The organism is Rhodococcus sp. 06-1474-1B (genome assembly GCF_002258885.1).
Lineage (GTDB): Bacteria > Actinomycetota > Actinomycetes > Mycobacteriales > Mycobacteriaceae > Rhodococcoides > Rhodococcoides fascians.
In genome coordinates this window covers 132,770-157,640 of sequence record NZ_NOYR01000027.1, presented here as the reverse complement: position 1 = coordinate 157,640, position 24,871 = coordinate 132,770, and the positions used below count along the sequence as shown (strand labels likewise).

25 protein-coding genes are annotated in these 24,871 nt (G+C 64.5%); 14 read left to right on the top strand and 11 right to left on the bottom strand.

What is annotated here, in order from left to right:
* Positions 1-21: 21 nt before the first annotated feature.
* Positions 22-633, bottom strand: a complete 612-nt coding sequence (locus tag CH266_RS15955) for a TetR/AcrR family transcriptional regulator (RefSeq protein WP_032366821.1) — start codon at positions 631-633, stop codon at positions 22-24.
* A gap of 96 nt (positions 634-729) precedes the next feature.
* On the opposite strand from CH266_RS15955, the gene CH266_RS15950 reads away from it, so the two are divergent.
* Together CH266_RS15950 and CH266_RS15945 are read left to right on the top strand one after the other, a co-directional pair.
* Positions 730-2,250 carry an APC family permease gene (locus CH266_RS15950; protein WP_094715684.1) on the top strand — a complete coding sequence of 507 codons (1,521 nt, stop codon included), beginning with the start codon at positions 730-732 and terminating at the stop codon, positions 2,248-2,250.
* Complete coding sequence (locus tag CH266_RS15945; RefSeq protein ID WP_094715789.1) at positions 2,243-3,832, top strand: amidohydrolase; 1,590 nt, start codon at positions 2,243-2,245, stop codon at positions 3,830-3,832. The genes CH266_RS15950 and CH266_RS15945 overlap by 8 nt, the downstream gene beginning before the upstream one ends.
* Before the next feature lie 62 nt (positions 3,833-3,894).
* On the opposite strand, the gene CH266_RS15940 is transcribed toward CH266_RS15945, so the two are convergent.
* Entirely contained in the window at positions 3,895-4,326 is a 432-nt protein-coding gene (locus CH266_RS15940) for a MarR family winged helix-turn-helix transcriptional regulator (protein ID WP_032369146.1), read from the bottom strand.
* A 101-nt stretch (positions 4,327-4,427) separates the two neighbouring features.
* On the opposite strand from CH266_RS15940, the gene couN reads away from it, so the two are divergent.
* From couN to CH266_RS15920, 4 genes are read left to right on the top strand one after another with little or no spacing between them, the layout of a single operon-like run.
* Positions 4,428-5,336: a 4-hydroxyphenyl-beta-hydroxyacyl-CoA dehydrogenase gene (gene couN, locus CH266_RS15935; RefSeq protein ID WP_032369145.1), complete on the top strand. Its 909-nt coding sequence runs from the start codon at positions 4,428-4,430 to the stop codon at positions 5,334-5,336.
* A complete protein-coding gene (couO, locus tag CH266_RS15930; RefSeq protein ID WP_032369144.1) occupies positions 5,333-6,238 on the top strand; it encodes a 4-hydroxyphenyl-beta-ketoacyl-CoA hydrolase in 906 nt (301 codons plus the stop codon). The genes couN and couO overlap by 4 nt, the downstream gene beginning before the upstream one ends.
* A complete protein-coding gene (gene couM, locus CH266_RS15925; RefSeq protein ID WP_032366817.1) occupies positions 6,235-6,696 on the top strand; it encodes a p-hydroxycinnamoyl-CoA hydratase in 462 nt (153 codons plus the stop codon). Before couO ends, couM begins: the two co-directional genes overlap by 4 nt.
* Positions 6,697-6,726: 30 nt before the next feature.
* On the top strand, positions 6,727-8,250 hold the full coding sequence (locus CH266_RS15920) for an acyl-CoA synthetase (protein ID WP_032369143.1): 1,524 nt from the start codon (positions 6,727-6,729) through the stop codon (positions 8,248-8,250).
* Here CH266_RS15920 and CH266_RS15915 read toward each other — a convergent pair.
* From CH266_RS15915 to CH266_RS15905, 3 genes are all read right to left on the bottom strand, one after another.
* On the bottom strand, positions 8,238-9,278 hold the full coding sequence (locus CH266_RS15915) for an agmatine deiminase family protein (protein ID WP_027495713.1): 1,041 nt from the start codon (positions 9,276-9,278) through the stop codon (positions 8,238-8,240). The two genes, CH266_RS15920 and CH266_RS15915, sit on opposite strands and share 13 nt — an antisense overlap.
* Positions 9,279-9,393: 115 nt before the next feature.
* Positions 9,394-10,755 carry a flavin monoamine oxidase family protein gene (locus CH266_RS15910; protein WP_032369236.1) on the bottom strand — a complete coding sequence of 454 codons (1,362 nt, stop codon included), beginning with the start codon at positions 10,753-10,755 and terminating at the stop codon, positions 9,394-9,396.
* 154 nt (positions 10,756-10,909) lie between these two features.
* The gene (locus CH266_RS15905; protein ID WP_032369142.1) at positions 10,910-11,629 is read right to left on the bottom strand and encodes a FadR/GntR family transcriptional regulator; all 720 of its coding nucleotides are present in this window, start codon (positions 11,627-11,629) and stop codon (positions 10,910-10,912) included.
* A 206-nt stretch (positions 11,630-11,835) separates the two neighbouring features.
* On the opposite strand from CH266_RS15905, the gene CH266_RS15900 reads away from it, so the two are divergent.
* The 3 genes from CH266_RS15900 to CH266_RS15890 all read left to right on the top strand — a co-directional run bounded on the left by CH266_RS15900 (position 11,836) and on the right by CH266_RS15890 (position 15,747).
* Positions 11,836-13,314: a peptide MFS transporter gene (locus CH266_RS15900; protein WP_052066510.1), complete on the top strand. Its 1,479-nt coding sequence runs from the start codon at positions 11,836-11,838 to the stop codon at positions 13,312-13,314.
* Between the two features lie 109 nt (positions 13,315-13,423).
* Positions 13,424-15,010 (top strand): gamma-glutamyltransferase family protein, encoded by a 1,587-nt coding sequence (locus CH266_RS15895; protein WP_032369141.1) that lies wholly within the window; start codon positions 13,424-13,426, stop codon positions 15,008-15,010.
* Positions 15,007-15,747 carry a YoaK family protein gene (locus CH266_RS15890; RefSeq protein WP_230592887.1) on the top strand — a complete coding sequence of 247 codons (741 nt, stop codon included), beginning with the start codon at positions 15,007-15,009 and terminating at the stop codon, positions 15,745-15,747. Before CH266_RS15895 ends, CH266_RS15890 begins: the two co-directional genes overlap by 4 nt.
* On the opposite strand, the gene CH266_RS15885 is transcribed toward CH266_RS15890, so the two are convergent.
* Both CH266_RS15885 and CH266_RS15880 read right to left on the bottom strand, forming a co-directional pair.
* Positions 15,717-16,871: a hypothetical protein gene (locus CH266_RS15885; protein WP_080729090.1), complete on the bottom strand. Its 1,155-nt coding sequence runs from the start codon at positions 16,869-16,871 to the stop codon at positions 15,717-15,719. The genes CH266_RS15890 and CH266_RS15885 overlap by 31 nt on opposite strands.
* A gap of 48 nt (positions 16,872-16,919) precedes the next feature.
* Positions 16,920-17,180, bottom strand: a complete 261-nt coding sequence (locus CH266_RS15880) for a hypothetical protein (protein ID WP_141214541.1) — start codon at positions 17,178-17,180, stop codon at positions 16,920-16,922.
* A gap of 144 nt (positions 17,181-17,324) precedes the next feature.
* Between CH266_RS15880 and CH266_RS15875 the strand changes: the two genes are divergently transcribed.
* Together CH266_RS15875 and CH266_RS15870 are read left to right on the top strand one after the other, a co-directional pair.
* Positions 17,325-17,855: a hypothetical protein gene (locus CH266_RS15875; RefSeq protein WP_052068684.1), complete on the top strand. Its 531-nt coding sequence runs from the start codon at positions 17,325-17,327 to the stop codon at positions 17,853-17,855.
* A 146-nt stretch (positions 17,856-18,001) separates the two neighbouring features.
* Positions 18,002-19,444: a PepSY-associated TM helix domain-containing protein gene (locus CH266_RS15870; RefSeq protein ID WP_032369140.1), complete on the top strand. Its 1,443-nt coding sequence runs from the start codon at positions 18,002-18,004 to the stop codon at positions 19,442-19,444.
* Positions 19,445-19,459: 15 nt separating this feature from the next.
* On the opposite strand, the gene CH266_RS15865 is transcribed toward CH266_RS15870, so the two are convergent.
* Together CH266_RS15865 and CH266_RS15860 are read right to left on the bottom strand one after the other, a co-directional pair.
* Positions 19,460-20,032: a zeta toxin family protein gene (locus CH266_RS15865; RefSeq protein WP_032369139.1), complete on the bottom strand. Its 573-nt coding sequence runs from the start codon at positions 20,030-20,032 to the stop codon at positions 19,460-19,462.
* Positions 20,029-20,406 carry a TA system antitoxin ParD family protein gene (locus CH266_RS15860; RefSeq protein ID WP_032369138.1) on the bottom strand — a complete coding sequence of 126 codons (378 nt, stop codon included), beginning with the start codon at positions 20,404-20,406 and terminating at the stop codon, positions 20,029-20,031. The genes CH266_RS15865 and CH266_RS15860 overlap by 4 nt, the downstream gene beginning before the upstream one ends.
* A 134-nt stretch (positions 20,407-20,540) precedes the next feature.
* Here CH266_RS15860 and CH266_RS15855 point away from each other — a divergent pair, with 134 nt between their 5' ends.
* The gene (locus CH266_RS15855; protein WP_032369137.1) at positions 20,541-21,344 is read left to right on the top strand and encodes a DNA-formamidopyrimidine glycosylase family protein; all 804 of its coding nucleotides are present in this window, start codon (positions 20,541-20,543) and stop codon (positions 21,342-21,344) included.
* Positions 21,345-21,355: 11 nt separating this feature from the next.
* Here the strand turns inward: CH266_RS15855 and CH266_RS15850 are convergent, their stop codons facing one another.
* The gene (locus CH266_RS15850; RefSeq protein ID WP_032369136.1) at positions 21,356-22,075 is read right to left on the bottom strand and encodes a GAF and ANTAR domain-containing protein; all 720 of its coding nucleotides are present in this window, start codon (positions 22,073-22,075) and stop codon (positions 21,356-21,358) included.
* Between the two features lie 221 nt (positions 22,076-22,296).
* Positions 22,297-22,467 (bottom strand): CsbD family protein, encoded by a 171-nt coding sequence (locus CH266_RS15845; RefSeq protein ID WP_027495724.1) that lies wholly within the window; start codon positions 22,465-22,467, stop codon positions 22,297-22,299.
* 151 nt (positions 22,468-22,618) lie between these two features.
* On the opposite strand from CH266_RS15845, the gene CH266_RS15840 reads away from it, so the two are divergent.
* Positions 22,619-23,659, top strand: a complete 1,041-nt coding sequence (locus tag CH266_RS15840; protein ID WP_255175943.1) for a YihY/virulence factor BrkB family protein — start codon at positions 22,619-22,621, stop codon at positions 23,657-23,659.
* Positions 23,660-23,870: 211 nt separating this feature from the next.
* Positions 23,871-24,869, top strand: coding sequence for a substrate-binding domain-containing protein (locus CH266_RS15835; protein WP_027495727.1), 999 nt, complete (start codon positions 23,871-23,873; stop codon positions 24,867-24,869).
* Positions 24,870-24,871: the final 2 nt, after the last annotated feature.

Here is a 24,871-nt window from a genome sequence, read left to right as displayed (position 1 = left end):
CCCCGAGGAGCGGAGGGTGCGTCAGCGATTGCCCAGGCGGTGTTGCAGGCCCGTCAGCAGTGCCGACAGTCCCAGCTCGAAGGCGACGTCGGTGGGGTTCGGCTGTTCCTCGGGATCGCCCACCGCAGCAGTCAGGGCCGGGTGCATCTGCGGGTCGGGTGTGTAGAGGTTACCGCCGCTGCCCATGTCGAGGGCCGAGCCGAGAATGAAGTTGTCGAACGCGATGATGATCGGAAGTACCTCGGGCCAAGCGAAGCCCGCATCGTGCAGACCGTCGGCGATTCGCTCGTACTCGGACAGCGATTCGCGGTCGCGGATGCGTGAGGTCGCGAACAAGCGAATGGACCCGGGGTGACGGGCGAACGCCGCTCGATACGACCACGCCAACCTCTTCAATGCCTCGTCCCACGGGCCCGTTCCGAAGCCCGTGTTGTCGATCTTGCGACCGATTCGAGCCCGCATTCGATCGATCACTTCGTCTTTTCCGGACACGTGGTGGTACAGCGAGGATGGATGCACGGCGAGTTTGGAGGCAAGCTGTGCAACTGTGAAATCGCCTGTGGCGTCGGTGATCTGAAGTGCGGCATCGACGATGCGATCGACATCGAGTAGTGCTGTCTTCGGCCTTGCCACGTGTACTCCATTTCGCCGGGGTCTTTCCAAACTGTCTTCTGTGGTCTACGTTACGTCAAAACCAAACATCGTTGGATTAATCACACGGAGCCGGCCATGACCATCCCCCAACATTCCGGGCAGCCGAATGCCCTCGATAGTTCCAGCCTCAACTCACGCGACATCGTCTTCTTCGTCGTCGCGGCAGCGGCACCGCTCACCGTCATGGTGGCCGTTGCTCCGATCGCGTTGCTGATCGGTGGGATCGGCGCTCCCGCCGGATACCTGTGCGCCGGCCTGATCAGCACGGTTTTCGCCATCGGCTTCACCAAGATGGCGCGGCACGTGCACAACAACGGCGCGTTCTACTCGTACATCCGGATGGGTCTGGGCAAAGTTGCCGGTCTCGGTAGCGCTCTGGTGGCCGTGGCGGGGTACACCCTCCTGCAGATCAGCACCTACGGGTTGTTCGGAGCGGTGACCAAGGCGACGATGAACGACTTCGTCGGAGTCGACCTACCCTGGTGGCTGTGGGCGTTGGTCGCTGCGGCGATCGTGTCCGTGCTGGGCTACCGATCGATTCGGGTGGGGGCCAAGGTCCTCGGCGTGCTGCTCGTTCTCGAAGTGCTGGTGCTGCTCGTATTGGCGATCGCAGTGATCGCCAAGGGCGGTGCGAGTGGTCTGAACCTGCAGCCGTTCTATCCCGAGAACGTCTTCACCGGATCGATGGGGGCGGTACTGGCCGTGTCGTTCGCCGCGTTCGTGGGCTTCGAGGCAACCGCCCTGTTCCGCAACGAGGCGGTACGACCGGACCGGACGGTCCCCCGCGCAACCTATGCCGCGGTCATTTTCCTCGCGGTCTTCTACTGCTTCATCGTCTGGGTTGCGGTCATGGCGTTCGGCGCCGAGAACGCGGTCGCCGCGGCTGCATCGGATCCTGCCGGTTTCTTCTTCACCGCCATGCAGACCTACGTCGGTAGTGCGGCAACGGATGTGATGCGCGTGCTGATCGTCTCGAGTGGACTCGCGGCTCTGCTGGCCTTCCACAACGCGATCACCCGGTACGGCTATGCGCTCGGTCGTGAAGGAATCTTCCCGGTGCGGCTCAGCCACGTGCACAGCAAGCACTTGTCTCCGCACATCGCCAGCATCGCGCAGACGGCGACGGCCGTAGTGGCCATCGCGTGTTTCGCCGCGGCCGACGTCGATCCGGTCCTGCAGTTGGCTGCGTGGACGGCGAGTACGGGAACCGTGGGAATCCTTGCGCTGCAATGGCTCACCTCTCTCTCGGTTGCCGTGTTCTTCCTGCGCGGTAGAGAAGTGGCACGGGATCGGGGCGCGGCACTCGCTGGAATCGCCGCGTTCGTCCTGATCGGAATCGCTCTGTACCTCGTCGTCGACAAGATCGAAATCGCCACCCTGACGACCGACCCGGTGGTGAACACCGTCGCCTCCATCGGATCCGTCGTGGTGTTCGCGTTGGGTTCGGCAATGGCCCTGTGGATCCGGGCACGCCGCCCCCAGGTGTACGCACGGCTGGGGACGACCGACATCGATTCCGAGATACTGCCCGATACCCAGGCCGGACCGTCGACCGCACTACCTACCGATGATGCACGAGGAGTGCGACATGACTGATGCGACACTGATTCTGATGAACGCCACGGTGCTCACCCAGGTCGATGGTGCCGAGCCGCAGCAGGCCGTCGCCGTTCGAGACGACCGAGTGATCGCACTCGGGAGCACCGACAACGTCCTGGGTTGCAGTGGTCCCGGAACGAAGATCATCGACCTGGCCGGGAGCACGCTGACGCCCGGATGGGTCGACGCCCACACGCACGTGGTGCAAGGCGCGTTGATGTCACTCGGCGTGGATTTCAGTCGGTGCGAGAATCTGGACGACGTCCGTCGGGTACTGCACGACGCGCACCCGACGGACGGTTGGATTCGCGGCTGGGGCTTGAACCACAACGTATTCGGCGGCCGAGCTCCGAGCTTCGATGCCATCTCCGACTCGGTCACGACCCCTGTTCTCATTCGGTTCTACGACGCGCATTCGTCTCTGGCCAATCGGGCTGCACTCGATATTGCCGGCGTGACCGGCCGAGAGACCTTCGACCACGGCGGTGCCCGAGTGGCGGTGGACAGTGGCGGGAAGACCACCGGTCACCTGATCGAGGAGCCGGCCATCCATCTGGTGGAGGCGGTCATGCCTGCCCAGAACGTCGTCGCGGCGAAGTCTTTGTTACGCACCGTGACCGAGGAGATGGCGTCGGTCGGGCTGACCGGGGTGCACGTCATGGACGACCTCCCCGGGACCGTCGAGATGATCCGGGCGCTCGACGAGGACGACGCCGGACTGCGGTTCTGGGTGTACGGCTGGGTCCAGCCGGATCATCCTGCCGATCGGGTCGCAGAACTGGCTGCGCTGGTGCACGGTACCGCCGGGGCGCGGTGGCGATACGCGGGCGCAAAACTGTTCATGGACGGAACCGTCGAAGGTGGGACGGCGTGGTTGTGTCACCCGGACCTGTACGGCGACGGTACCCGGCCGTCGTGGACCGACCCGGAACGGTATGCGGCCGTGGTGCGCGAGCTCGACCGCCGTGCAGTGTCGACCACTACTCATGCGATCGGTGATGCCGCTGTGCACCACTGCGTACGGACGCTGGCGGCCCTCGGGACGGGGGTTCGGCATCGTCTGGAACATCTCGAAACCGTCCGCCCCGAGGATCTGACCGCGATCGCTGCCGCCGGAATCTCCGCCTCGATGCAGCCGACCCACTGCACCAGGTACACCCGAGCCGACGAGGCCGACGACTGGTCCAGGCGCATGGGCCGCGATCGGATCGACCGCGGCTGGCCGGTTGCGGAGCTTCTCGATCTCGGTGTCACCGTTGCGCTCGGATCCGACTGGCCGGTAGCACATTTCGACCCACGCGTCGTCATGGCCGATGCCCGGCTGCGCCGTCCGGCAGACCGGCCGGAAGATTCTCCTCGTCAACCCCGGCAAGCGATCTCGGCGCGCCAGGCGCTCGACGGGTTCACCAGTCACGCCGCTGCAGCGGCCGGTCTCACCGACGGCACCGGAACCATCGTCGTCGGTGGGCCCGCAGATTTCACCGCAGTGGGCGGCGACCTGATGGGCCCGGCGGATCGAATTCCCGAACTACCGATCATCGCGACGGTCGTCGGTGGCAGGGTTGTCTACGAACGATGATCGGCCTACGTGTGCACGATCTACTGTGCACGGTCTACTGTGCACGGTCTACTGTGCACGGTCTACTGTGCGCGGACGATGGACTGCAGTGACTGCCGCAGCTCTCGGACACCGCGGTCGCCGAGGGCTGAGAGCGTGGCGGATTGGGTCGCCGCGAGCGCGCGCTGTGCGTCCACGCACAGCGCGCGGCCGGCGTCGGTCGCGTAGATGCGCTTGTTTCGTCGATCGCCGGGGTCGACCCGTCGGGTGATCAGCTCGCGGACCTCCAGATCGTCCACCAACGCCACGATCTGACTGGGGTCCAAGCCCAGTTCCTCCGCGAGCTGCCGCTGGCCGAGTCCGTCCGAATGTTCGCAGGCCAGGGCCAGCACGGAGTACGAACGTACGCGCAGCTCGAAGGGTGCCAGTGCCGTTTTGGCGGCGGCCGTCAGCGACGTTCCCGCGCGCGTCAGCAGGAATCCGATGTCGTCGGACAGGGGTGCGATGTCGGTCATGAGGCTCCTCGTATCGGCGGTAATTCTAGCAAACGTAAATCATTGACTTTCTCAATTATTGATGGTTTTGTCAGTCTGGTAACCACGAAGAGGAGAGAGCTATGAATCTCGACAACAAGGTCGCTGTCGTCACCGGAAGCGGCCAGGGGCTCGGACTTGCGTATGCCCAGGACCTCGCGCGCCACGGTGCAGCAGTCTTGATCAACGACGTGAACCAGGCGACAGCCGACGCGGCTGTCTCCTCGATCGTCGACGCGGGTGGACGGGCAGTGGCCGTCGTGGCTCCGGTGGGCAGCACCGAGACCGCACAGAAGTTGGTGGCAGGCGCGGTCGAGGCGTTCGGTCGCCTCGACGTCATGGTCACCAACGCGGGGATCCTGCGCGACAAGGTGTTGTGGAAGATGACCGACGACGACTTCGATGCCGTCGTGAACGTTCATCTCCGCGGCACGTTCACCTGCGCACGCGAAGCAGCCGTTCACTTCCGCGCTCAGGGTGAGGGCGGCCGGATCGTGTGCATCGGCTCTCCTGCCGGTCAGCGCGGAAATTTCGGACAGACCAACTACTCCGGTTCCAAGGCCGGGATCGTCGGGATGGTGCGGACCTGGGCGATGGAACTCCAGCGTGCAGGTGTCACCGTGAACGCGGTGTGCCCGGTGGCGGCCACGGCGATGACCGAGACCATTCCGTTCCTGCAGCCGTACATCGAGGCCATGCACAACGGGGATCCGTTGCCGCCGTTCGCCCGTCGTGAACTCGGGTTCGGGACCCCAGCGGACGCCGCAGGAATCGTCTCTTTCCTGGCAAGCGACGCGAGTGCAGACGTGACCGGTCAGGCATTCGCCGTCGGCGGTGACCGCCTGGCACTGTGGACGCACCCGGACATGATCGCCACGAGCTATCACGACGGCGGCTGGTCGGCCGAGGACATCGCCGCTGTCTGGCCGTCGACGTTCGCGGACAGCCTCGAATCGGTCGGAGAGAACCTCCCCGTCGAGCCGGCGCGATGAGCTCGAAATACCAGTGCGCCATCGACTTCGACTCGATACTGGCACTCGATGTGCACACTCATGTGGAGATCGACGGGTGCGGACACCGCGCACTGGACGACGAATTGATGACCGCGTCGGAGAAGTACTTCAAGTCGGGCGAGGACCGTACTCCAGGGATCGACACCATCGCCGAGTACTACCGGGCCCGCAACATGGCCGCAGTGGTGTTCACCGTCGATGCCGGTGCGGCGTCCGGACATTCACCGAACTCGGTGGAGGAGATCGCCGAGGGGGCGGCACGCCACAACGACGTGTTGATCCCTTTCGGCTCGGTCGACCCGTGGCAGGGTAAGGCCGCCGTGCGGCGGGTGCACCGGCTCGTCGAGGAGTTCGGGGTGCGCGGTTTCAAGTTCCATCCGAGCATGCAGGGCTTCGAGCCGAACGATCGCCGCTTCTATCCGATCTACGAGGCCATCACCGAAGCCGGAGTACCCGCGCTCTTCCACACCGGACAAACCGGTATCGGTGCCGGACTTCCCGGCGGGCACGGCATCAAGTTGCGCTATTCCGATCCGATGCTGCTCGACGACGTCGCCGCGGACTTCCCCCAACTGACGATGATCATGGCGCACCCCGCGGTGCCGTGGGCGGACGCGCAGATCTCGATCGCCACGCACAAATCGAACGTGTACATCGACCTGTCGGGTTGGGCACCGAAATACTTTCCGCCTCAACTGGTGCGGGCGGCGAATTCCATGCTGAAGCGAAAGGTGTTGTTCGGCTCGGACTTTCCGGTTCTGACGCCGGATCGTTGGATGAAGGACTTCGCCGAGCTCGACATCAAGGACGAGATTCGTCCACTCGTGTTCAAGACCAATGCACTGGCCGCACTCGGCCTGTCCGCCAAGGAGACATCATGACCACCCGCGTCGCCACTCTCGCCGAGTTGAAGAACCTCGAAGGCACCGAACTGGGAACCAGCTCGTGGATCGAGGTGCCGCAACAGCGCATCGACACCTTCGCCGACGCCACCGACGACCATCAGTGGATTCACGTCGATCCCGAACGGGCCAAGGCCGAAAGCCCCTTCGGCGGTCCGATAGCGCACGGCTATCTGACTCTGTCGCTGATCATTCCGATGTGGGACGAGCTACTGGTCGTCGACAGCGTCACCACGAAGATCAACTACGGACTGAACAAGGTTCGCTTCACCAACCCGGTCCCCGCCGGCGGCCGAGTGCGCCTGGCCGCCACGCTGAAGGGGTACGAGGAGCTGCCCAAGGGCGGAGCTCAGCTGACCGTCGCCGCGACGATCGAACTCGAAGGCAGCGAGCGCCCCGCGGTCGTCGTCGAGGCCGTCTACCGCATGTTCGACTGAGATCACGGACCCGAGAGGAACAGATTTCAGATGCGTAATCAAGGCGTCGGTTCGTGGATCCGTCGACGTACCAGGCAGTGCCCGCGAGCAACGGCACTCGAGTTTCGCGGCCAGGTCTCGACCTACGAGCAACTGGACGAGCGCACCACCCGGCTCGCGCACGGTCTACGTGAGCTGGGGGTGGGCCCCGGGGACCGGGTCGGGCTGTTGTCCACCAATCATCCCGCCTACCTCGAAGTACTGTTCGCCTGTGGCGTGCTCGGAGCGATCTTCGTGCCACTCAACGCACGGTTGACCGCACCGGAAGTTGCTTTCGCAGTGCAGGACTCGGGGCTGTCGTTGTTGGTGCATTCCGAGGCCTTGCACGACGTCGCGACCTCGGCGGTCGGTGACGGCCCCACGCGTCGCCTCACGCTCGGCGAGGAGTACGAATCGCTGATCGCGGCGGCCCCCTCGACGCGCATCGACGAATCGGTGGAGGGTGCGGATCTGTGTTTTGTCATGTACACCTCCGGTACGACCGGTAAACCCAAAGGCGTCGTGATGACTCACGACAACGTGCTGTTCGCCGTTCTCAACGCAGTCCTCGATCTGGACCTGTGCAGCGACGAGGTAGCCCTGGTCTGCGCTCCGCTGTTTCACACCGCCGCGCTCGACATGGTGGCGTTACCCGTCCTGTTCAAGGGCGGCTCGGTCGTCATCGAGGAAGGGTTCGATGCCGGACGCGTGCTCCATCTGGTCGAATCGCGCTCGGTCACATACACGTTCGGAGTGCCGACGATCCTGGACTCGCTCGTGTCGCATCCCGCGTGGGACGACACGGATCTGACGTCGCTACGCCGGGTGGTGGTGGCCGCGGCGCCGGTGCCGCCGCGCACGCTCCGTACGTATTCCGAACGCGGGATCAAGATGTGTCAGGGCTACGGGCTCACCGAAAGTGGTCCTGGCGCAACGATGCTCGCTGCCGTCGATGCCGAACGAAAAATGGGTACCGCGGGGGTTCCCCATACCTTCTCCGACGTCAGGATCGTCAACGCGATGTCACAGCCGGTGAAACCGGGGGAGCGCGGTGAAATTCAGATCCAGGGCCCCAACGTGATGAAGGAATACTGGGGTCGTCCCGCCGCGACCGCCGACGTGTTCGACGACGGCTGGCTCCGTACCGGCGACATCGGAATTGCCGACGCGGAGGGATTCGTCACGATCGTCGATCGGCTCAAGGACATGATCATCTCGGGCGGAGAGAACATCTATCCGGCCGAGGTCGAAGCGGCACTTCTCGAACTGCCCGGCATCGACAGTTGCGCAGTGTTCGGTGTACCGGACGAAAAATGGGGCGAATCTGCCGTTGCCGCAATCACTGTCGTCGAGGGAGCAGACGTCGACCTCGATGCCATCGCGGACGCGCTCGGCGGTCGGCTCGCGCGGTACAAGATCCCCAAGCGTTACATCCTCGTCGACGAGATCCCGCGCAATCCGACGGGCAAGATCCGCAAGAACGAGTTGCGGGAGCAGTATTCGATACCTGCTCCCGCGTCCACTCAGTCCGTCTGAGCCTGTGGCTGGTTCTGTGTGATGCAGTGAATTCCGCCCCCGCGGGCGAAGAGTGGCCGAGCGTCGACGGTGACGACGGTGCGGCCCGGGTATGCCGCCGACAGAATGGCAGCAGCCTCTTCGTCCGCGGGATCGCCGTAGCTGCAGGCGATCACACCGTCGTTGACGACGTAGTGGTTGATGTAGCTGTAATCGACGAAGCCCTCCTCGTCGCGGAGAATCTCCGGTGCCGGAACTTTCACGATGGTCCACTTCTCACCGCGTGCGTCTGTGCTGTTCTCGAAGATCTCGAACACGGCCTTGCTGATGTCGTGATCGGGGTGTTCGGGATTGCGTTGGTCGTGCACCAGAACGACGCCGGGCGAGGGGATGGCAGCGACGATGTCGACGTGGCCTCGGGTTCCGAACTCGTCCGCGTCACGGGTGAGTCCACGAGGAAGCCAGATCACCGTGGTGGCGCCGATCGTGCGGGCGAGTTCGGCCTCGACATCGGCCTTCGACAGCGTGGGATTGCGACCGGGATCGAGTTGTACCGTCTCGGTGACGAGAACCGTTCCCAGCCCGTCCACCTGAATACCGCCGCCCTCGTTGACGATCGGTGAATCGATCATCTCGGCACCGGACTTCTCGACGACGAGCGCGCCGATCTTCGAGTCCTTGTCCCAGCGCGCCCAATCCTGCGCGCCCCAGCCGTTGAACACCCAGTCGACGCCGCCGACACGGCCGTCCTCGGACAGCACGAACGTGGGCCCGATGTCGCGCATCCAGGCGTCGTTCAACGGTGCCTCGAGGATGTCGATGGGGAAAGCGCTCTCGGAGGTCAGATACGTGCGTGCGACGGCGCTTTCGGCGGGATCGACGACGACGGTGACCGGCTCGAATCGAGCGACCGCCTGCGCGACCTCGGCCCACGTGGTGCGAGCCTCGTGGTGCTCCTCGGGCGTGTCACCGAGCGAATACCCCTCGCACGGGTAGGCCATCCAGGTCCGTTCGTGCCGAACACCTTCGGCCGGCATCGTCCACGTCATCACTGCCTCCCGAGGTTCGAGGCCGCAGCAGCGGGCGAGTTATGTTTTGTGACAGTGCGCATGTGTGTCCTCGGTGCTAGGTGTGGGTCTGCGGTGTGCGATCGAAGATCGGGTGTCAGGAAACGATTCTCGAGACGATGTCCGCGGCGGTGCGGTGACCCATGCGGATTGCGCCGTCGACGTGTTGGTAGCCCTCCGCGGCGATGTCGGAGCAGGAGAAGTGAATCGGGCCGACGGGAGTGCGGCTGTCCTTGCCGTAGCGGTGCAGACCCCCCAGATCGAAGCTGGCCGCGTACGCACCACGGGTCCATTCTTCCGAACCCCAGTCCGACTCGTAGTAGACGACCGGCTCGGTTGCCTTGGGCCCCAGGTAATGTGCGATCGATTCGAGGATCTTCGCGCGGCGCTCCTGCTCGTCGAGCTCGAACATCGCGTCTGCCTTGGCGTCGGACACGAAGCCGACCAGTGTTCCGCGGCTGTCCTGATGGTTGGTGTTGTCGTACACCTCCTGCACGATCTCTGAGGCACCGAAGCCGGTTCCCGACAGCCCGTCCTCGCGCCAGAACGGGGTGTCGTAGACGGCATGGACCTTGATCACCAGTCCGAGGGACTGATGCTGGTGCATCTGGTGCTGGCGACGCGGGAGCGGCGGGTCGTAGGAGATGCGCGAATACAGGTTCGGTGGAACGGCGAGAACGACCCGCTTGGCGTGTACCTCGATGTCACCGTCGGCGAATACTGTTGCGCCGTCGGAGTTCCACCGCACCGTTCGCACCGGCGCGTCGAGGATGACGTCGTCGCCGAGGGCGGCCGCCATACGGATCGACACCTGCTGCATGCCACCGACGACGCGCTTGTCGAGGATGAAGTTCTCGTCCACCAAGTGCGAGAACGATCCCGCCGATGCGGCCATCAAGACTGCTTGCAGTGCCGAGAACGCGTGCGCAGGTTTGGTGAGCATGCCACCGGCGATGAACATGCCGATGTTTCCTCGTGCCTCGGCATCGTCGGACTCACGAATCAGCCACTGCTCGAACGAGATCGTGTCCAGTTCACGCGCCAGCGGGTGCGCCCACGGTTCCTCGGGGCCGACCTGGGCGGCCAAGTCGTCGAGCAGTGTTACGAGTCGGTCCATCTCTTTCTCGGTGGTCTCGTCGACGGGGAACGAGTCACCCGAGTAGCGGGTCCGCTCGCCCGCGGCGGAGATGTAGACGGACTCGCCCTCGCGGTATCGGTCGAACGTCTCGAGGCCGAGCTCACCGATCAGCGCGATGAGAGATTCCTGATCGGGTGAGACCCACTGACCGCCGATTTCGAGGCTCGCACCGTCGATGGTATTCGTCCAGGTACGTCCTCCGACGCGGTCGCGCGCTTCCAGTACGGCGACGGACAATCCTGCTTTGCGGAGCTCGGTTGCTGCGGCCAGGCCGGAAGGGCCGGCCCCGACGATAGCGACGTCACGGTCGAGGGTGGGCACTGTCGAGCTCCTTTGTTCGCGGTCGATCGGCCCGGGGCCGATAGCACCTCGATTCTGTCCGGAATCCACCCGATCCGCACACGACGAAGTGGCCAATCGAGCGCATTCTCGCGCACCGTTTCGGATAACAGGCTGGTGCGCTCGGCGCTGGAAGTCAGTGCGCGAGCGGTGTGATCGCCTCGAGCACGTCGGCAAGGTGATCGTGCATCGCCTTCCGGGCGCGAACCGGATCACGTTCTGCAATAGCGTGATAGATGCTGCGGTGGGCATCGACGGAGCGTTGCATCCGCTGCTCGGTCTGAAAACTCGCCTGCCTCGACGGTGCCATCCACTCGTTGGTCTCGGTCACGAGCCTGGTGAGCATGGAGTTGTGGGCAAGGCCGGCGATCGCGAGATGGAACTGCACGTCGCAGAGTTGCATCACCTGCAGAGACGGCGGCCGATTTACGAGCTCTCGCTCGGACGTTTCGAGTGGAGTGCGTAAGGCATGTAACTCGGACGTGCGGTGGCGGACGGCGGCACGCTCGGCAATGGGTGGTTCGACGACCGTGCGTAGATCCATCACCTCGCGAACGGTGCGTTGGTCACTGCTCATGCTTCCGAAGATGCTTCCTTCGGCCAGAGCGCGCATCTCCAGTGGTGCGACGATGCGGCCGGCGCGGGGCCTGCGCGTCAGATAACCCCGCAATTCGAGATCCTGAAGTGCATGGCGGATCGAGATTCGCGACGCTCCGAGCATCGTCACCAGGGCGCGTTCGCTGGGCAGCTTCGATCCCGCTTCGACGCGACCGCTGTCGATCAGCTGCGCGATCCTGGCGCTGAGCAGCTCGGGGACCGACGCCGCTTCGACGTCTATCTCGGACCACGCTGTCATGGAAAGCCCCGTCCCCGCAGGTTACGAACTGGTCCTACCAAAATACCAGATTCACTCTGTTTCCCCAGTAAAGATCCGTTGACGTGTAAATATCCCACTCTTCACCTTGACGGTCTGGTCCTACCAGTTTTAGATCAAGACATCGTGACAACGGTCACTCATTCTCCTGAACCACTGATTCCCATGGACCCCAGAGGTGGACCAGCATGACAACGGACGGAACACTCCACAAGCCGAACGCGAGCGGAGATCACGGCTCGATCGGCTCGACGTTCCGTGATCAGCCGCGTGGGCTCGTGACGCTGGCCGGCACGGAGTTGTGGGAGCGATTCAGCTTCTACGGCCTACAGGTGATCCTCGCGTATTACCTGTACTACTCGCTCGTCGACGGCGGGCTCGGACTCGACGTCGGAGTGGCAGTCGGTATCGCCGGATCCTACGGCGGCGCAGTCTATATCGCGCAGATGGTCGGAGCGTGGGTCGCGGACCGGCTCGTCGCGCCGCGAACAGTTGTTCTCTACTCCGCCATCTCCATCATCCTCGGCCACGTGGTGCTCGCTCTGGTCACGACGACTGTGGGTATGGGCGCAGGACTGTTGTTGATCGTCATCGGCACCGGCGGACTCAAGGTCAACGTCACCGCGATGGTCGGGATGCTCTATGCGAACGATGATCCCAAACGCGACTCGGGATACTCGCTGTACTACATGGGTATATCGCTCGGTGCATTCCTCGGCCCGCTGCTCACCGGTGCCCTGCAGAGCTCGGCCGGTTTCCACATCGCCTTCGGCGCGGCGGCAGTGGGCATGCTGATCGGCCTGGCCCAGTACGTGGTCGGGTACAAGCATCTGCCCGAGGCCACCCGAACGGTACCCAATCCGCTTCCGCGCTCGCGTCGGGCCGCGGCCGCAGCTCTCGCCGGATCGGTCACCCTGGTCATCGTTGCCGCGGCCGTCAGCGGCCTCCTGAATCTCGACAATCTGGGAACCGTGCTGACCGCGATCATCGTGATCGCCAGCATCGCCTACTTCGCAATGCTGTTGTCCTCGAAGAAAGTCGACGCCACCGAGCATCGACGAGTGCTCGCCTACATTCCGGTGTTCCTCAGTAGCTTGCTGTTCTGGACGTTGCTGTTCCAGTTGTTCACCACCCTGGCGGTGTACATGGACACCCGCGTCGATCTGACGGTCGGCTCGTTGACGATCCCTGCGGCAACCGTGATCACGTTGGAAGGTCTCTTCGCCACTGTCATCGCTCCGATCTATGCCGTCGTCTGGACGCGGATGGGCAGCCGGCAGCCCAGTCCCGGAACGAAAATCGTCGTGGGAATCGGCCTGCTGGCGGTGGCGATGGCCATGTTCGCGGCAATGGCGGGCACATCAGGGGCGACGAATTCCGTTGTGCTGGTTCTCGTTGCGATGTTGCTGTTCGGTGCCGGCGAGATAGCCGTCGTACCGTCCGTCCTGTCGGCCACGGCGCAGCTCGCACCCGCATCGCACAAGGCCGGGATGACGTCGCTGTACTTCCTCACGATGGCAGGAGGATCGACGCTGGCCGGCTTGCTCGCTCAGAAATACTCTGCAACAACCGAACTGACGTTCTTCGGTGCGACGGCGGCGGCGTCGATCGTCGCCGCGGCGGTGCTGTACGGTGCCTATCGCACGCTCATCGCACGAGCGCTCTGACGTGACACTTCCATGACGTGACACTGCTCCAACGCAACACTTTCGGACGAACCCAGAACATGCCCCGACCGATCCTGCTCTCGGATCGGCCGCACTCGAGGAGATATTCATGCCCGAACAGTCGCAACCGGCACCCGGCGTGGCAATCGCCGCGCCGCACACCGCGGCCGTCGACGCTGCCCGCACGATCGTCGAAGCCGGTGGCAACGCCGTCGATGCAGCGGTCGCTGCAGCTGCGGCCCTCACCGTGGTCTACCCGCACATGTGCAGTGTGGGCGGTGACGTCATCGCGTTGCTGCGAACGAGCGACGGCAGCACCACCTGTGTCAACGCATCGGGAGCATACGGTTCGGCCGCATCCGTGGACCAACTGTTCGAGACGATCGAGACCATGCCGATCAACGGTCCGCTGACGGTGTCCGTTCCGGGTGCAGTGTCCGGGTGGGCGGCTCTGCTCGACGCCGGTGGCTCGCTGCCGTTACGCAACGTACTGGCACCAGCAATTTCGCTTGCCACAGAGGGGTTTCCGGCCAGCCCCGGACTCGTCGAGATGATCGAGCTCGACCGTGACGCACTGATCACCGATCCAGGCTTGCGCGCGAAATTCTTCGTCGATGGTCAGCCGATCCCCGTCGGGCACCTCGTCGTGCAGCCCGAGTTGGCCCGGACCCTGACGGACCTGGCGACCGACGGCCTCGGTTCGTTCTATCGCGGTCACACGGCCGACCGATTCGCCGCCGGACTGAAGAAACTCGACGTGCCGGTATCGAGAGAGGATCTCGAACGTCATCGTCCGATCGTCGAAGAACCTCTGGTGCGCGAATTCGACGGATTCTCGGTGGCCACGGCACCACCGAACTCGCAGGGCTACACGCTGATTCGATCTCTCGGTGCCGCCTTGTCCGGGAGTGCGTCTGCGGGGGATGTCGACGCCGGGGTATTGGCCGAGATCTTCTACGATTCCGACGAGCATCGTGATACCTACCTCGCCGACCCACGCTGTGCCACTGTGGATATCCACGATCAGCTGACCCCGGCCGGCTTCGCGGCAATTCACGAGGCGGCGGCAGCCCGGGTGGCAGGAGCCGAACGTCAGACATCGACCGCGTCTCCGCGTCCGGGCGGTGACACCGTCGGAATCGCCGTCGTAGCGAAGGACGGCACAGCAGTGTCGTTGATACAGTCCGTCTTTCACTCGTTCGGAGCGCAGATTCTCGAGCCCGACACCGGACTCGTGCTGCACAACCGAGCTGCGTTCTTCACTCTCGATGCCGCGTCGCCCAATCGCGTCGAGTCCGGAAAGCGGCCCGCGCACACGCTCGTTCCGGTAATCGTGGACTGGGCGGACGGAGCGGTGTCCGCCCACTCGACCATGGGAGGCAAAGCGCAGTCGCAGATTCACACCCAGTTGATCCTGCGGGCGCTGCGTGGATTCGATCCGCAGCAGACCGTCTCCGCGCCCCGATTCATCGTCGGCGGATTGGAAGCCGGCACACCCAACGGTTCGGTACTGGTCGAGCCGACATTGGAGGACTCCGCCGTCGAACAGATCTCGCAGACGGTGTTCACCGTCAAGCATGGCACCGAATTGGACAGTAACGCAGGTCATTCCATGGTGGCCAGGGTTTCAGCCGACGGAACGCTCGGTGCCGGCGCGGACCCACGTAGTGACGGCGGCGTGTGGGTGACCGCATGAGTGTCGACGAGTCGGTATCGGCCGAAGAACATTCCGAAAGCCCCAGCGTGGGGCAACGCATCGACAAGGCCGTGAACGGTCATCTCCGATTGTGGTCGATGATGGTGCTGACGATGGTGACCGGCATGCTCGACGCCGTCGGCTACCTCGGGCTCGACCGCATCTTCACCGGAAACATGACCGGCAACATCGTCATCCTCGGTATGGGGGTGGCAGGTGAGGACGGACTCCCGATCGTCGGCCCGCTGGTAGCGCTGTTCGCCTTCGTGCTCGGTGCCGCGCTGGCTGGGGTGACGCTTCGCTCGGCTGCGCCGGGATGGAACATTCGGGTCATCGCGATCTTCGCAGTGGGAACGCTGGCACTTCTCGCAGCAGGCGTCACGCTGCTGGTGGTCGACGTGCAGGGCAACTCGCCGCTCGGTATCGCGATCGCCAGTGTCATCGCAGTCGACATGGGCGCTCAGGCGCTCGCTGCGCGCTTCCTCGCGGTCAAGGACATGACGACCGTCGTCGTCACGTCGACCATCACCTCGCTCGCCGGCGAGTCGTTCGTCGGCCAGGGCCCCGGTCGGCTGTTCAACCGGCGGCTCTGGGCGATCCTCGTGCTGTTCGTCGGTGCCGTCATCGGTGCGCTGCTACTTCGGGTGGATATCGCGATACCGGTGTTGCTCGGTGCCGCGCTGACCGCCGCCGTCGCGGCCCTGGGTCATTGGGCCTGGGACCGAGCCGCGGGCTGAGCCGCACCGGCGTCGTCGGTGCGGGACCGTTCTGCGCTGTGCTGGCGCCGGAGCATTTCTCGGTGGCCGTACGTAGCGTTGAGGATGTCGCTGCGATCGGACACCGACGAGCCCACTGCTCCGGCGACCGTGCCCAACGACGCCGCCAACCAGGCCAGTGACAGGTAGTCCGCCGTGTTTGCTTCTCGCCCGATCTGAGCGGTGAGAAACTCGGGCGAGATCACCACGGCAGCAGAGAGCAACACGACCGCGAAGAGAACGGCATACATACACAGCACGCCGGCCACGACGGTGCCGAGAGTGGCAGAGTTGTATATCCAGCGATCGGTGGTCGAGGAGCGGAACCGTCGGTGCTCCCAGAGGCCGTGCGGAAAGATCAGCCACACCGTGATGGCCACGATGGCGGCGACGCCGATCAGTGTGAGCCGGGCAGGTGTCATCGAGGCCGCCATCTGCCAGATGCTCGCGTAGAACACACCGAACGCCGATGCGGCGCTCGCGGCCGCGAGCACGCTCGACAGTGCGGGGACGAGACGCCACGGCCGATTGCAGCGAATCATGCCCATGATCATGCGTGTTCGGCCGAACATGCCGGGAGTGAGCAGGATTCGCTCGCCGCCACCGTCGGGGTCGGGGCCCGGAGCCCACTTGGACATCGACCGTCGCAGGTGTGGCCGCGAGGCAGTATCGCTGCGGAGGAGATCGTGCACGATGGCGATGGCCACCGCCACAGCGCGACGCCGTACTCCTATGGTGCCGAACGAGGGTACGTACAACGCACCGGTCGAACCGTCACGCAATTCGGCGACGACGGGGCTGGCCCCGACGCGTCGCGGAACCTCGGAGATGCAGAGCACCAGGTCGAATGTGTTGGTGGCCTGAATGGCCTCCAGCCACTGACCCAACGGCGCAGAACCTGCCTCGGTGGGAGGCAGCGTGACTGCGGGCCGGGCCGTGTCCAGTCGGGCATCGGTTCCGTCGATCGTGATGGTGGGCGGAAGTTCCTGTTCGATGGCGGCCGCTATCGTCGACGCGAATCCCTCGTCGGCCACCAACCCGATCGTGATCGTTCGTTGTCCTTCGCTTTCGGCCCCCGAGCCGTTGTCTGTCTTGTCGAAAACCATCTTGTCGCGGTACCCCGGACCAGGCGCCCTCACACACCGAGCCGGACGTCAGCACACGGGTTCGGGTTCACCCTTCGAGATCTGGAAGCGGCTGTGCAGTGCGTCCAGTTGGCGGTGCAATTCGTACAGCGCCTGCTTCTGAGCGCGGGCCTCGTCGGTGTGCCACTTCGCGCTGCGGGGGTCGCCCACCCGGAAGGCCTTGTGGGCGTAGTTCTCGGAGACCTCGATTCGGCTCGATGTCGACGCAATTTCGGCCGCGAGCATGTGGGCGAACACACGGGCCTGAGCCACATCCGAACTGTCCGGCACGGCAATCCTCTCTGAACGTGGCGTGATACTCGCGATCACCATAACGGACCTGAAAAAGACCGCTGGATCGGTTTTCGCGCACAAACCATGCGACATAGGCGAGACGCCAGTGCCTCTGCCGAAACGGGTAGTAGTCTGCTGTTCGTGCCCGCGACCCCGGACGGATCCGCAGCCCTGCGCGGGTCTGCCGTCGGCGCTCTGACGGCAACGATCACCGCCACCGCGCACGCATTCGGCGGAGGTATGTTCCCCTCCGACGCCGCGATCGTCCTGTTGGCACTGGTGTGCGCGGGACTCGGTTACGCCGCAGGCGCAGTGCCGATCGTCATCGCGCCTCGCCTGCAGCTGATGGCGACGCTGGCCGCTGCGCAGCCAATCGGACACGTGCTGCTGACGATCGTCGACGGCGATCACCACGGTTCGGTGCTGACGCAGCAGATGCTTGCGGCCCACGCGATCGCGATCGTCGTCGGCGCGGTGATCGTGCACGGGGCCGAGCGTGGGATCTCGCACGCAGCCACCGTTGTTCGTCGAATACTCCCGATACTGGCAATTCTCGTCGTCGACGACTCGCAGAGTGCCGCCCCGCTTCCGCTGTATCGCACACCCGGCGTCCACCGGCTCCTCGATCTCTCGGGCTCCGGGAACCGCGGACCGCCTGCCGCGTCGTACTGACCGCAGCCTCCCACCTACCGCTCCTGCACCGCGGGGGCGAGCAGAGCTGCGGCAATTTCTTCACGCGCACAGCACGATTCGCTCGACATCGAGTCGACCCGTGCCCACGGCGCGCGCCCACCCCTGCCTTCACGAAACGAGCTCTCATGTCCACACCGGAAAAGGAACGCGTCGCCGATCCTCCCCCGCCCACCCGTCCGTCCGGCCCGCGCAGCTGGCGTCCGCTGATTCTTCGTCTGCACTTCTACGCGGGCATACTCATCGCACCGTTCATCCTGATCGCCACCGTCAGCGGCGGCCTCTACGCCGTCGCCCCGACCATCGAACAACTCGTCTACCGCGACTATCTGCACGTCGACTCCACCGGACCGGCTGTCCCGGTCGCCCAACAGATCCGAGCCGCTCAGGCCGAGAGGCCGGATCTGACCGTGTCGGCCGTGCGACCCGCCGCCGAAGTCGGCGACACCACCCGAGTGCTGTTCACCGACCCGACCCTCGGCGAATCGCGACGACTGGCCGTCTTCGTCGATCCCGCCACGGCGTCACCGGTGGGTGAACTTGCCGTCTACGGCTCCTCGAGCGCCTTGCCGGCCAGAACGTGGATCTCGGAACTGCACCGACACCTGCACCTCGGTGAACCGGGCCGGATCTACAGCGAACTGGCCGCATCCTGGTTGTGGGTGATCGCGCTCGGCGGCCTGTACCTGTGGATCGATCGCTACCGACGCAACCGAGACCGGGCGACACTGCTCACCTTCGATCGTGAATCGAAGGGCCGCAACCGATCCTTGAACTGGCATGGCGTAGCCGGTGTCTGGATCGCTGTAGGTCTGATCTTCCTCTCCGCCACCGGACTCACGTGGTCCACCTACGCGGGCGCGAACGTCACCGACCTCCGTGCGGCATTGAGCTGGACGACCCCTGCCGTCGCCACGACCATCGGTTCCTCCGACGCGGCGACCATGGGGGATCACTCGGGGGATCACTCGGGCCACGGTGGGCATTCGATGGACATGTCGGCCGATGCGTCGGCGACAGACAGCAATGTCGGCCGCATCGATTCGGTGCTCGATACTGCCGCAGCGAACGGCATCGACGGAGCGGCGGAGGCGTCGATCCCGGCGTCGGACGACGTGGCGTTCGTCGTCGCCGAAACCCGTCAGCCCTGGGTGATGTCGAACAACTCGATCTCGATCGACGGCAGCACCGGCGCGGTGATCGACACCCAATACTTCGCCGATTGGCCGGTGGCAGCCAAGCTGGCGGCCTGGGGAATTCAGTTGCACATGGGGACCCTGTTCGGCGTGGCCAATCAGATTGCCCTGGTTGGGCTTTCACTCGCCTTGGCATCGGTCATCGTGCGCGGCTACATGATGTGGTGGAAGCGTCGCCCCACGAAGAGCGCTGGACTCACCGCAGGCCGGCCGCCTCTGCGTGGGGGACTGCGCCGCATCTCGCCGATCTCCGCGGTGCTCCTCGCCACGGCTGCCGTGGCCGTCGGCTGGTTCCTGCCCTTGTTGGGGCTGAGCCTGGTCGCCTTCCTGGCGGTCGACTTCATGGTCGGATACGTCAGGCGGCCCGCGCACTGACGAAAAGTCCGACTCTCACCGGCGGCGCGTGAGCGCCGCCGGTGTCCAAGGCGGCCAGTGGGTATCGCCGACGACGTCGCCGTCGACGTATCGCGCGGCGATGCGGGTCCTGTCGGGGGCCGAGTTGTCGTACACGGTCGCGTGGTCGGCCAGTTCGATGGCCTTCGCGACCAGTGGCCACAGTCTCGCGTACCTCTCTCGGATCTTGACCTCGGGTACGTGGTGCCCACCCTCCTCGACCCGCACTGCGACGCGGGCAATCGACAGTTCGACCGGAACCATGATCGCGTGGACCACGATCACATAGCCTGCTTGTTTTGCGGCGGTAGCGAATTCGAGTTTCGAGGGATGTGAGAACACAGTCTCGGCGATGAACGATTCGCCGGCGTCCACGAGTGCAGTGCGAAGCTGAGCGGCCACCTTCGCTGCCTCGTAGGAGTGTGCCTCCGAGGATCGCGGCCAGTTCTGCTTGGCGATGACATCCGCGTTGACGAAGGCGCTGAGCGGGAGGAGTGCAAGCAGGCGCTGCTCGACGAACGTCGTTTTGCCGGATCCATTGGGGCCGATGACGAGATCGAGGCGTTTCACAGCACTGTCTGCGTACCGTCCGGAAGATGCTTGACGACCCGTCCGTGCTCGTCGAGGAATACCGACACGCGTCCCTGTGCGGTGCGTTCTTCGAGATGATGTCCGGTAGCCATCGACTCCTCGATGGCTGCGGCAACCTCGGCATTGAACACGACACCCTCCTCGGGTGTGAGTTCGGCAAGGGGCGTGCGACCGAGGAGTGCGGACTCGACGCGGCGGCGTGCGACCGCCCGCTGGCTCGACACCTCACGGCCTACTCTTGCCCAGTGCTCCAATTGTTGCCTGGCAGAGCGATTCTCGCGCTCGCCCTCTGCGGCGGCGTCATCGACGAGGTCCGACGAGAAACGTGTGACGCGATCGGCGACGTTCGTCATGGGCGCTCCTGCTCTCGGTGTGGCCTGATCGAGTGTAGCAATCTGCTACGAGTTCGGGGACGTCCGGAGGTTCAGCCCCGTCGGAGCATCAGCTCGCCCGATTGGTTGTGCCGTCCTCGGGATACTCGGAGTCCATGCCCGAAGGTGACACCGTCCACGCGCTCGCCGCACGATTGCGGCAAGCCTTGGACGGCGTCACGCTACGGGCAGGGCGACTGAACGTGCCCGCACACGCCGTCGAGAATCTCGCCGGGCGAACCGTCGTCGCGCACCGGACGCACGGTAAGCATCTGTTCACCGATTTCGACGACGACACCACGCTGCACACCCACCTCCGCATGACGGGATCGTGGACGGTGGTGCGAGCCGGCCGCTCGATACCGCGGCGGGTGCAGCCCGACGTCCGCGTGCGGCTGGCCGCGGTGGACGGGCCGACCGCGTACGGAATCCTGTTGCCGGTCGTCGACTACGGGTACAAGGCCTCGATGAATGCGCTGGTCGCGCATCTGGGACCGGACCCATTACACGCCGAGTTCGACACCGATCGTGCGGCATCGAACATCCTCGCGCAGGGGTCTCGGCCGATCGTCTCTACCCTCCTGGACCAGCGGGTCATCGCGGGACCCGGGAATCTATGGGCGAACGAGCTGTGTTTTCTGCATGGACTGTGGCCCTGGGCTCCGTCGGCAGGCGTCGACGCGGAGAAATTGGTGACTCTGCTCGAGCGGGCGATGCGGCATTCGGCGAGCACCCCCGGGGCCATGCAGGTCACCACCGGCGACACTCGTCGCGGCCGGACCCACTGGGTTGCCGGTCGGGCCGGTAAACCGTGTCTGCGGTGCGCGACCGTCATTCGTGTCGAGGCCGACGTGCCGAACGACCCCGATCGACGTCGAACATGGTGGTGTCCGCACTGCCAGCCGGAGCCAGGGCTGTGACCGCGGAAGGGTCAGAACGTCGAGTTCGTGGGGTGGTCGGCGTCGACCAGGTTGCGGGCAACGGTGTGCAAGGGAAGGTTCTGTTGCTGCGACAGTTTCGCCAGTAGGTCGAACGCCTGTACCGCGTCGAGGTCGTAGCGTTCCATGATCATGCCTTTTGCCTGGCCGATGATGTCCCGGCTGGCCAAGCCGGTCCGGAATTGCTCGGTGTCGCGGGCACTGAGCATTGCGATGGCAGCATGCGCAGACAAGGCCTCCCCGATCGCTACCGCATCGGCGTCGAACGCTCCGGTGACGTCGCTGTACAACACCAGGGCCCCGAGGTCATCGGCGTTGCTGTAGAGCTGAAAGGCCGAGAGCGACTTGAAACCGGCCTCGATGGCCATCGCAGCGAACTGCGGCCATCGCGGTTCGGTTGCCAGATCGTAGGACACGACGACGTCGAGGTGTCGGACCTCGGTGGGAATCGGACCTTCGTCGAGTTCGTACTGCAACCGACACAGCTTCTCGGCGATCAGGTCCGTCGACGCGACGACTGTGCGCTCACCCTTGTTCACCGTGGTGATGCATCCGGTGGTTGCGCCCGGTATGAGCCGAATCGCCATTCGGAGAATCTCACTCAACGTCTGCGGCATCGACCGATGAGTGTCGCGCAGCGATCGAGCGAACTGCGCGAGCGACAGTGCTTCGGACGTTCGAGACGTGTCTTGCTCGGCCGGTGAATCAGTCATTCACACGATCCTCTCGCGCGGTGGACCGTCGACGTCGTCGCGTCGGCGAGATCCTCGATCGTGCGCCTGCTTCTGGACGCCCTGTCCCGACCTCGAGGCCGGATCAATGGATTTTATACGGTTCGCGATGCGGTGGTCCGGTGAGTATCTCCGCGCATCGTCGCGGGATGCACGAAGGGCCGCCGATCATTCGATCGACGACCCTTCCGGGGCACCGCGTCCTACTTGAAGGTGTCCTTGATGTTCTCGCCGACCTTCTTGACGCCGGCCGAACCCTGATCCTTCTTGCCCTCGGCCTCGAGGTCCTTGTTGTTGGTTGCGTCGCCGACAACTTCCTTCGCCTTGCCGATGGCGTCCTCTGCTGCGTTCTTGGCCTTGTCGATGAAGCTCATGGCGAGTTCCTTTCTCGGTTCGGGTTGTTCTCGAAGGGTTGGTCGGAACTCGACCGACGAAGCGCACGTCCAGATCGTGAGAGCTGGGTCACACCGAAAGCCGGAGCGTCGACGTTTCCGCAGGCTCGTCGCTGGCTACATTCGACCGATGATGGTCGCGAAGGTGGACAACTTCCAGCGTAGGCACCCCTCGGCAGGTTTCCCGCTGGCGGTGCTCTACAAATTCATGGACGACCGGGGCGGTTACCTCGCGGCATTGATCGCCTACTACTCGTTCCTGTCGCTGTTTCCCCTTCTGCTGCTGTTCACCACGCTGCTGGGAATCGTGCTGGCCGGAGACCCGGAGCTGCAGACCCGCATCATCGACTCGGCGATGAGTCAGATCCCGGTCATCGGTGACCAGCTCGGTCAACCGGACCGCCTCAGTGGCGGAACCACGGCCATCGTCATCGGCGTCGTCGGGTCGCTGTACGGCGGACTCGGAGTGTCGCTGGCCGTGCAGTACGCGATGAACACCGCGTGGTCGGTGCCGCGCAACGAGCAACCGGACCCCATCAAGGGTCGGCTGCGCGGATTGTTGCTGCTCAGCACTGTCGGCACGGCGATCATCGGACTGACGGTGCTGAACGGCGTCGCGTCCTCGGGCGTGTTCGGGTTCGCCGGTGGTGCGCTCGCACTCGTCGGAGCGGTGGTGGTCAACGCCGCCGTCTTCACCGCGGCCTTCCGAATCGGCACCGCGCGGGACCTGAGCGTGCGCGACGTACTCCCCGGTGCGGCGATCGCGGCCGTCGTCTGGCAGGCGCTGCAGTCGTTCGGCGGCATCTACATCCGCTACGTCGTGGGCAACGCGAGTGCAAGCAACGGCATCTTCGCCATCGTCCTCGGTCTGCTCGGTTTCCTGTACGTCGCGTCGGTGCTGATCGTGCTGTGCATCGAGATCAACGCCGTGCGCGTAGACCACCTGCATCCCCGGGCTCTGCTGACGCCGTTCACCGACAACGTCGAACTCACCGAGGGTGACAAGAACTCCTACACCGGCCAAGCAGAAGCGCAGCGTAACAAGGGATTCCAAGACATCACCGTCACGTACGACGAGCCGAATTCCGTGGTGGACGAGGACTCGTCGAGCACGCGAGGAGACCGATTCGGCGTGGGCAAACGCGCGCGCATTCGTTGGATGCGCGCGGAATAGCGGGGCGATCGGGCACTATTCAGCGCGCGGATGGCAAACGCGCGCGCGTTTGCGGGAACTGGGGCTGAGCGGCGTGGTGACGAGCTGACGCCGGCCGGTCGGAAAAGTTTTCGGAATTATTTCGCGAAAGCGCATGCGCAAGCGCTTGTATTGGTCGTACGCTCCTGCAATCGAGCGACGCGACCTGCGGAGCGAGGACAAGGGAGTCCAGATGTTCAATCACCGTCGGAAGACCACGCTGACGATCGGAACCGCGTTGATGGCCGGTTCCCTCGTACTCGGACTGACTGCATGCAGCGGTTCGGATTCGGACAGCGTCAAGGTCGGACTCATCACCAAGACGGATTCCAATCCGTACTTCGTGAAGCTTCGTGAGGCAGCTCAGGCCAAGGCGGACTCCAGTGGAGCCGAATTGGTCGCTCTCGCAGGTGCATTCGACGGTGACAACGAGGGTCAGGTCGCGGCGATCGAGAACTTGGTCGGCCAGGGTGTCAAAGGCATTCTGATCACCCCGAACTCCTCCACCGGAGTCCTCGACGCGATCAAGAAGGCACGCGACGCAGGCGTCGTCGTCATCGCCCTCGACACGGCCACCGACCCCGAGGACGCAGTGGACGCGACGTTCGCCACCGACAACAAGGCGGCAGGCGTCAGCCAGGGCGAATGGGTCAAGGGCACGTTGGGAACCACTGCACCCCAGGTCATCATGCTCGACGGCACCGCGGGCGGCACCGTCGACACGTTCCGTCACGACGGCTTCCTCGAAGGAATGGGCTTGACCGACAGCTCTCCCGAGATCGTCGGCCAGGAGAACACCAACGGCGACCAGACCAAGGCGCAGACGGCCATGGAGAACCTGCTGCAGCGCGCTCCGGGTGTCAATGCGCTCTACACGATCAACGAGCCCGCCGCGGCGGGTGCCTACCAGGCGATTCAGTCCGCAGGCCGCGCCGATCAGATCACCATCGGCTCGATCGACGGTAGCTGCACCGGTATCGCGAACGTCAAGTCCGGCATCATCGGTGCGACGGTGCTGCAGTTCCCGGCGAAGATGGCCGAGCAGGGCGTCGACGCTGTGGTCAAGTTCGCCCAGGACGGCACCAAGCCCAGTGGCTTCAACGACACCGGTTCTCAGCTGGTCACCGACAAGCCTGTTGCCGGAATCGAATCCCAGGACACCGCATGGGGCGAAGCGAATTGCTGGGGCTGATC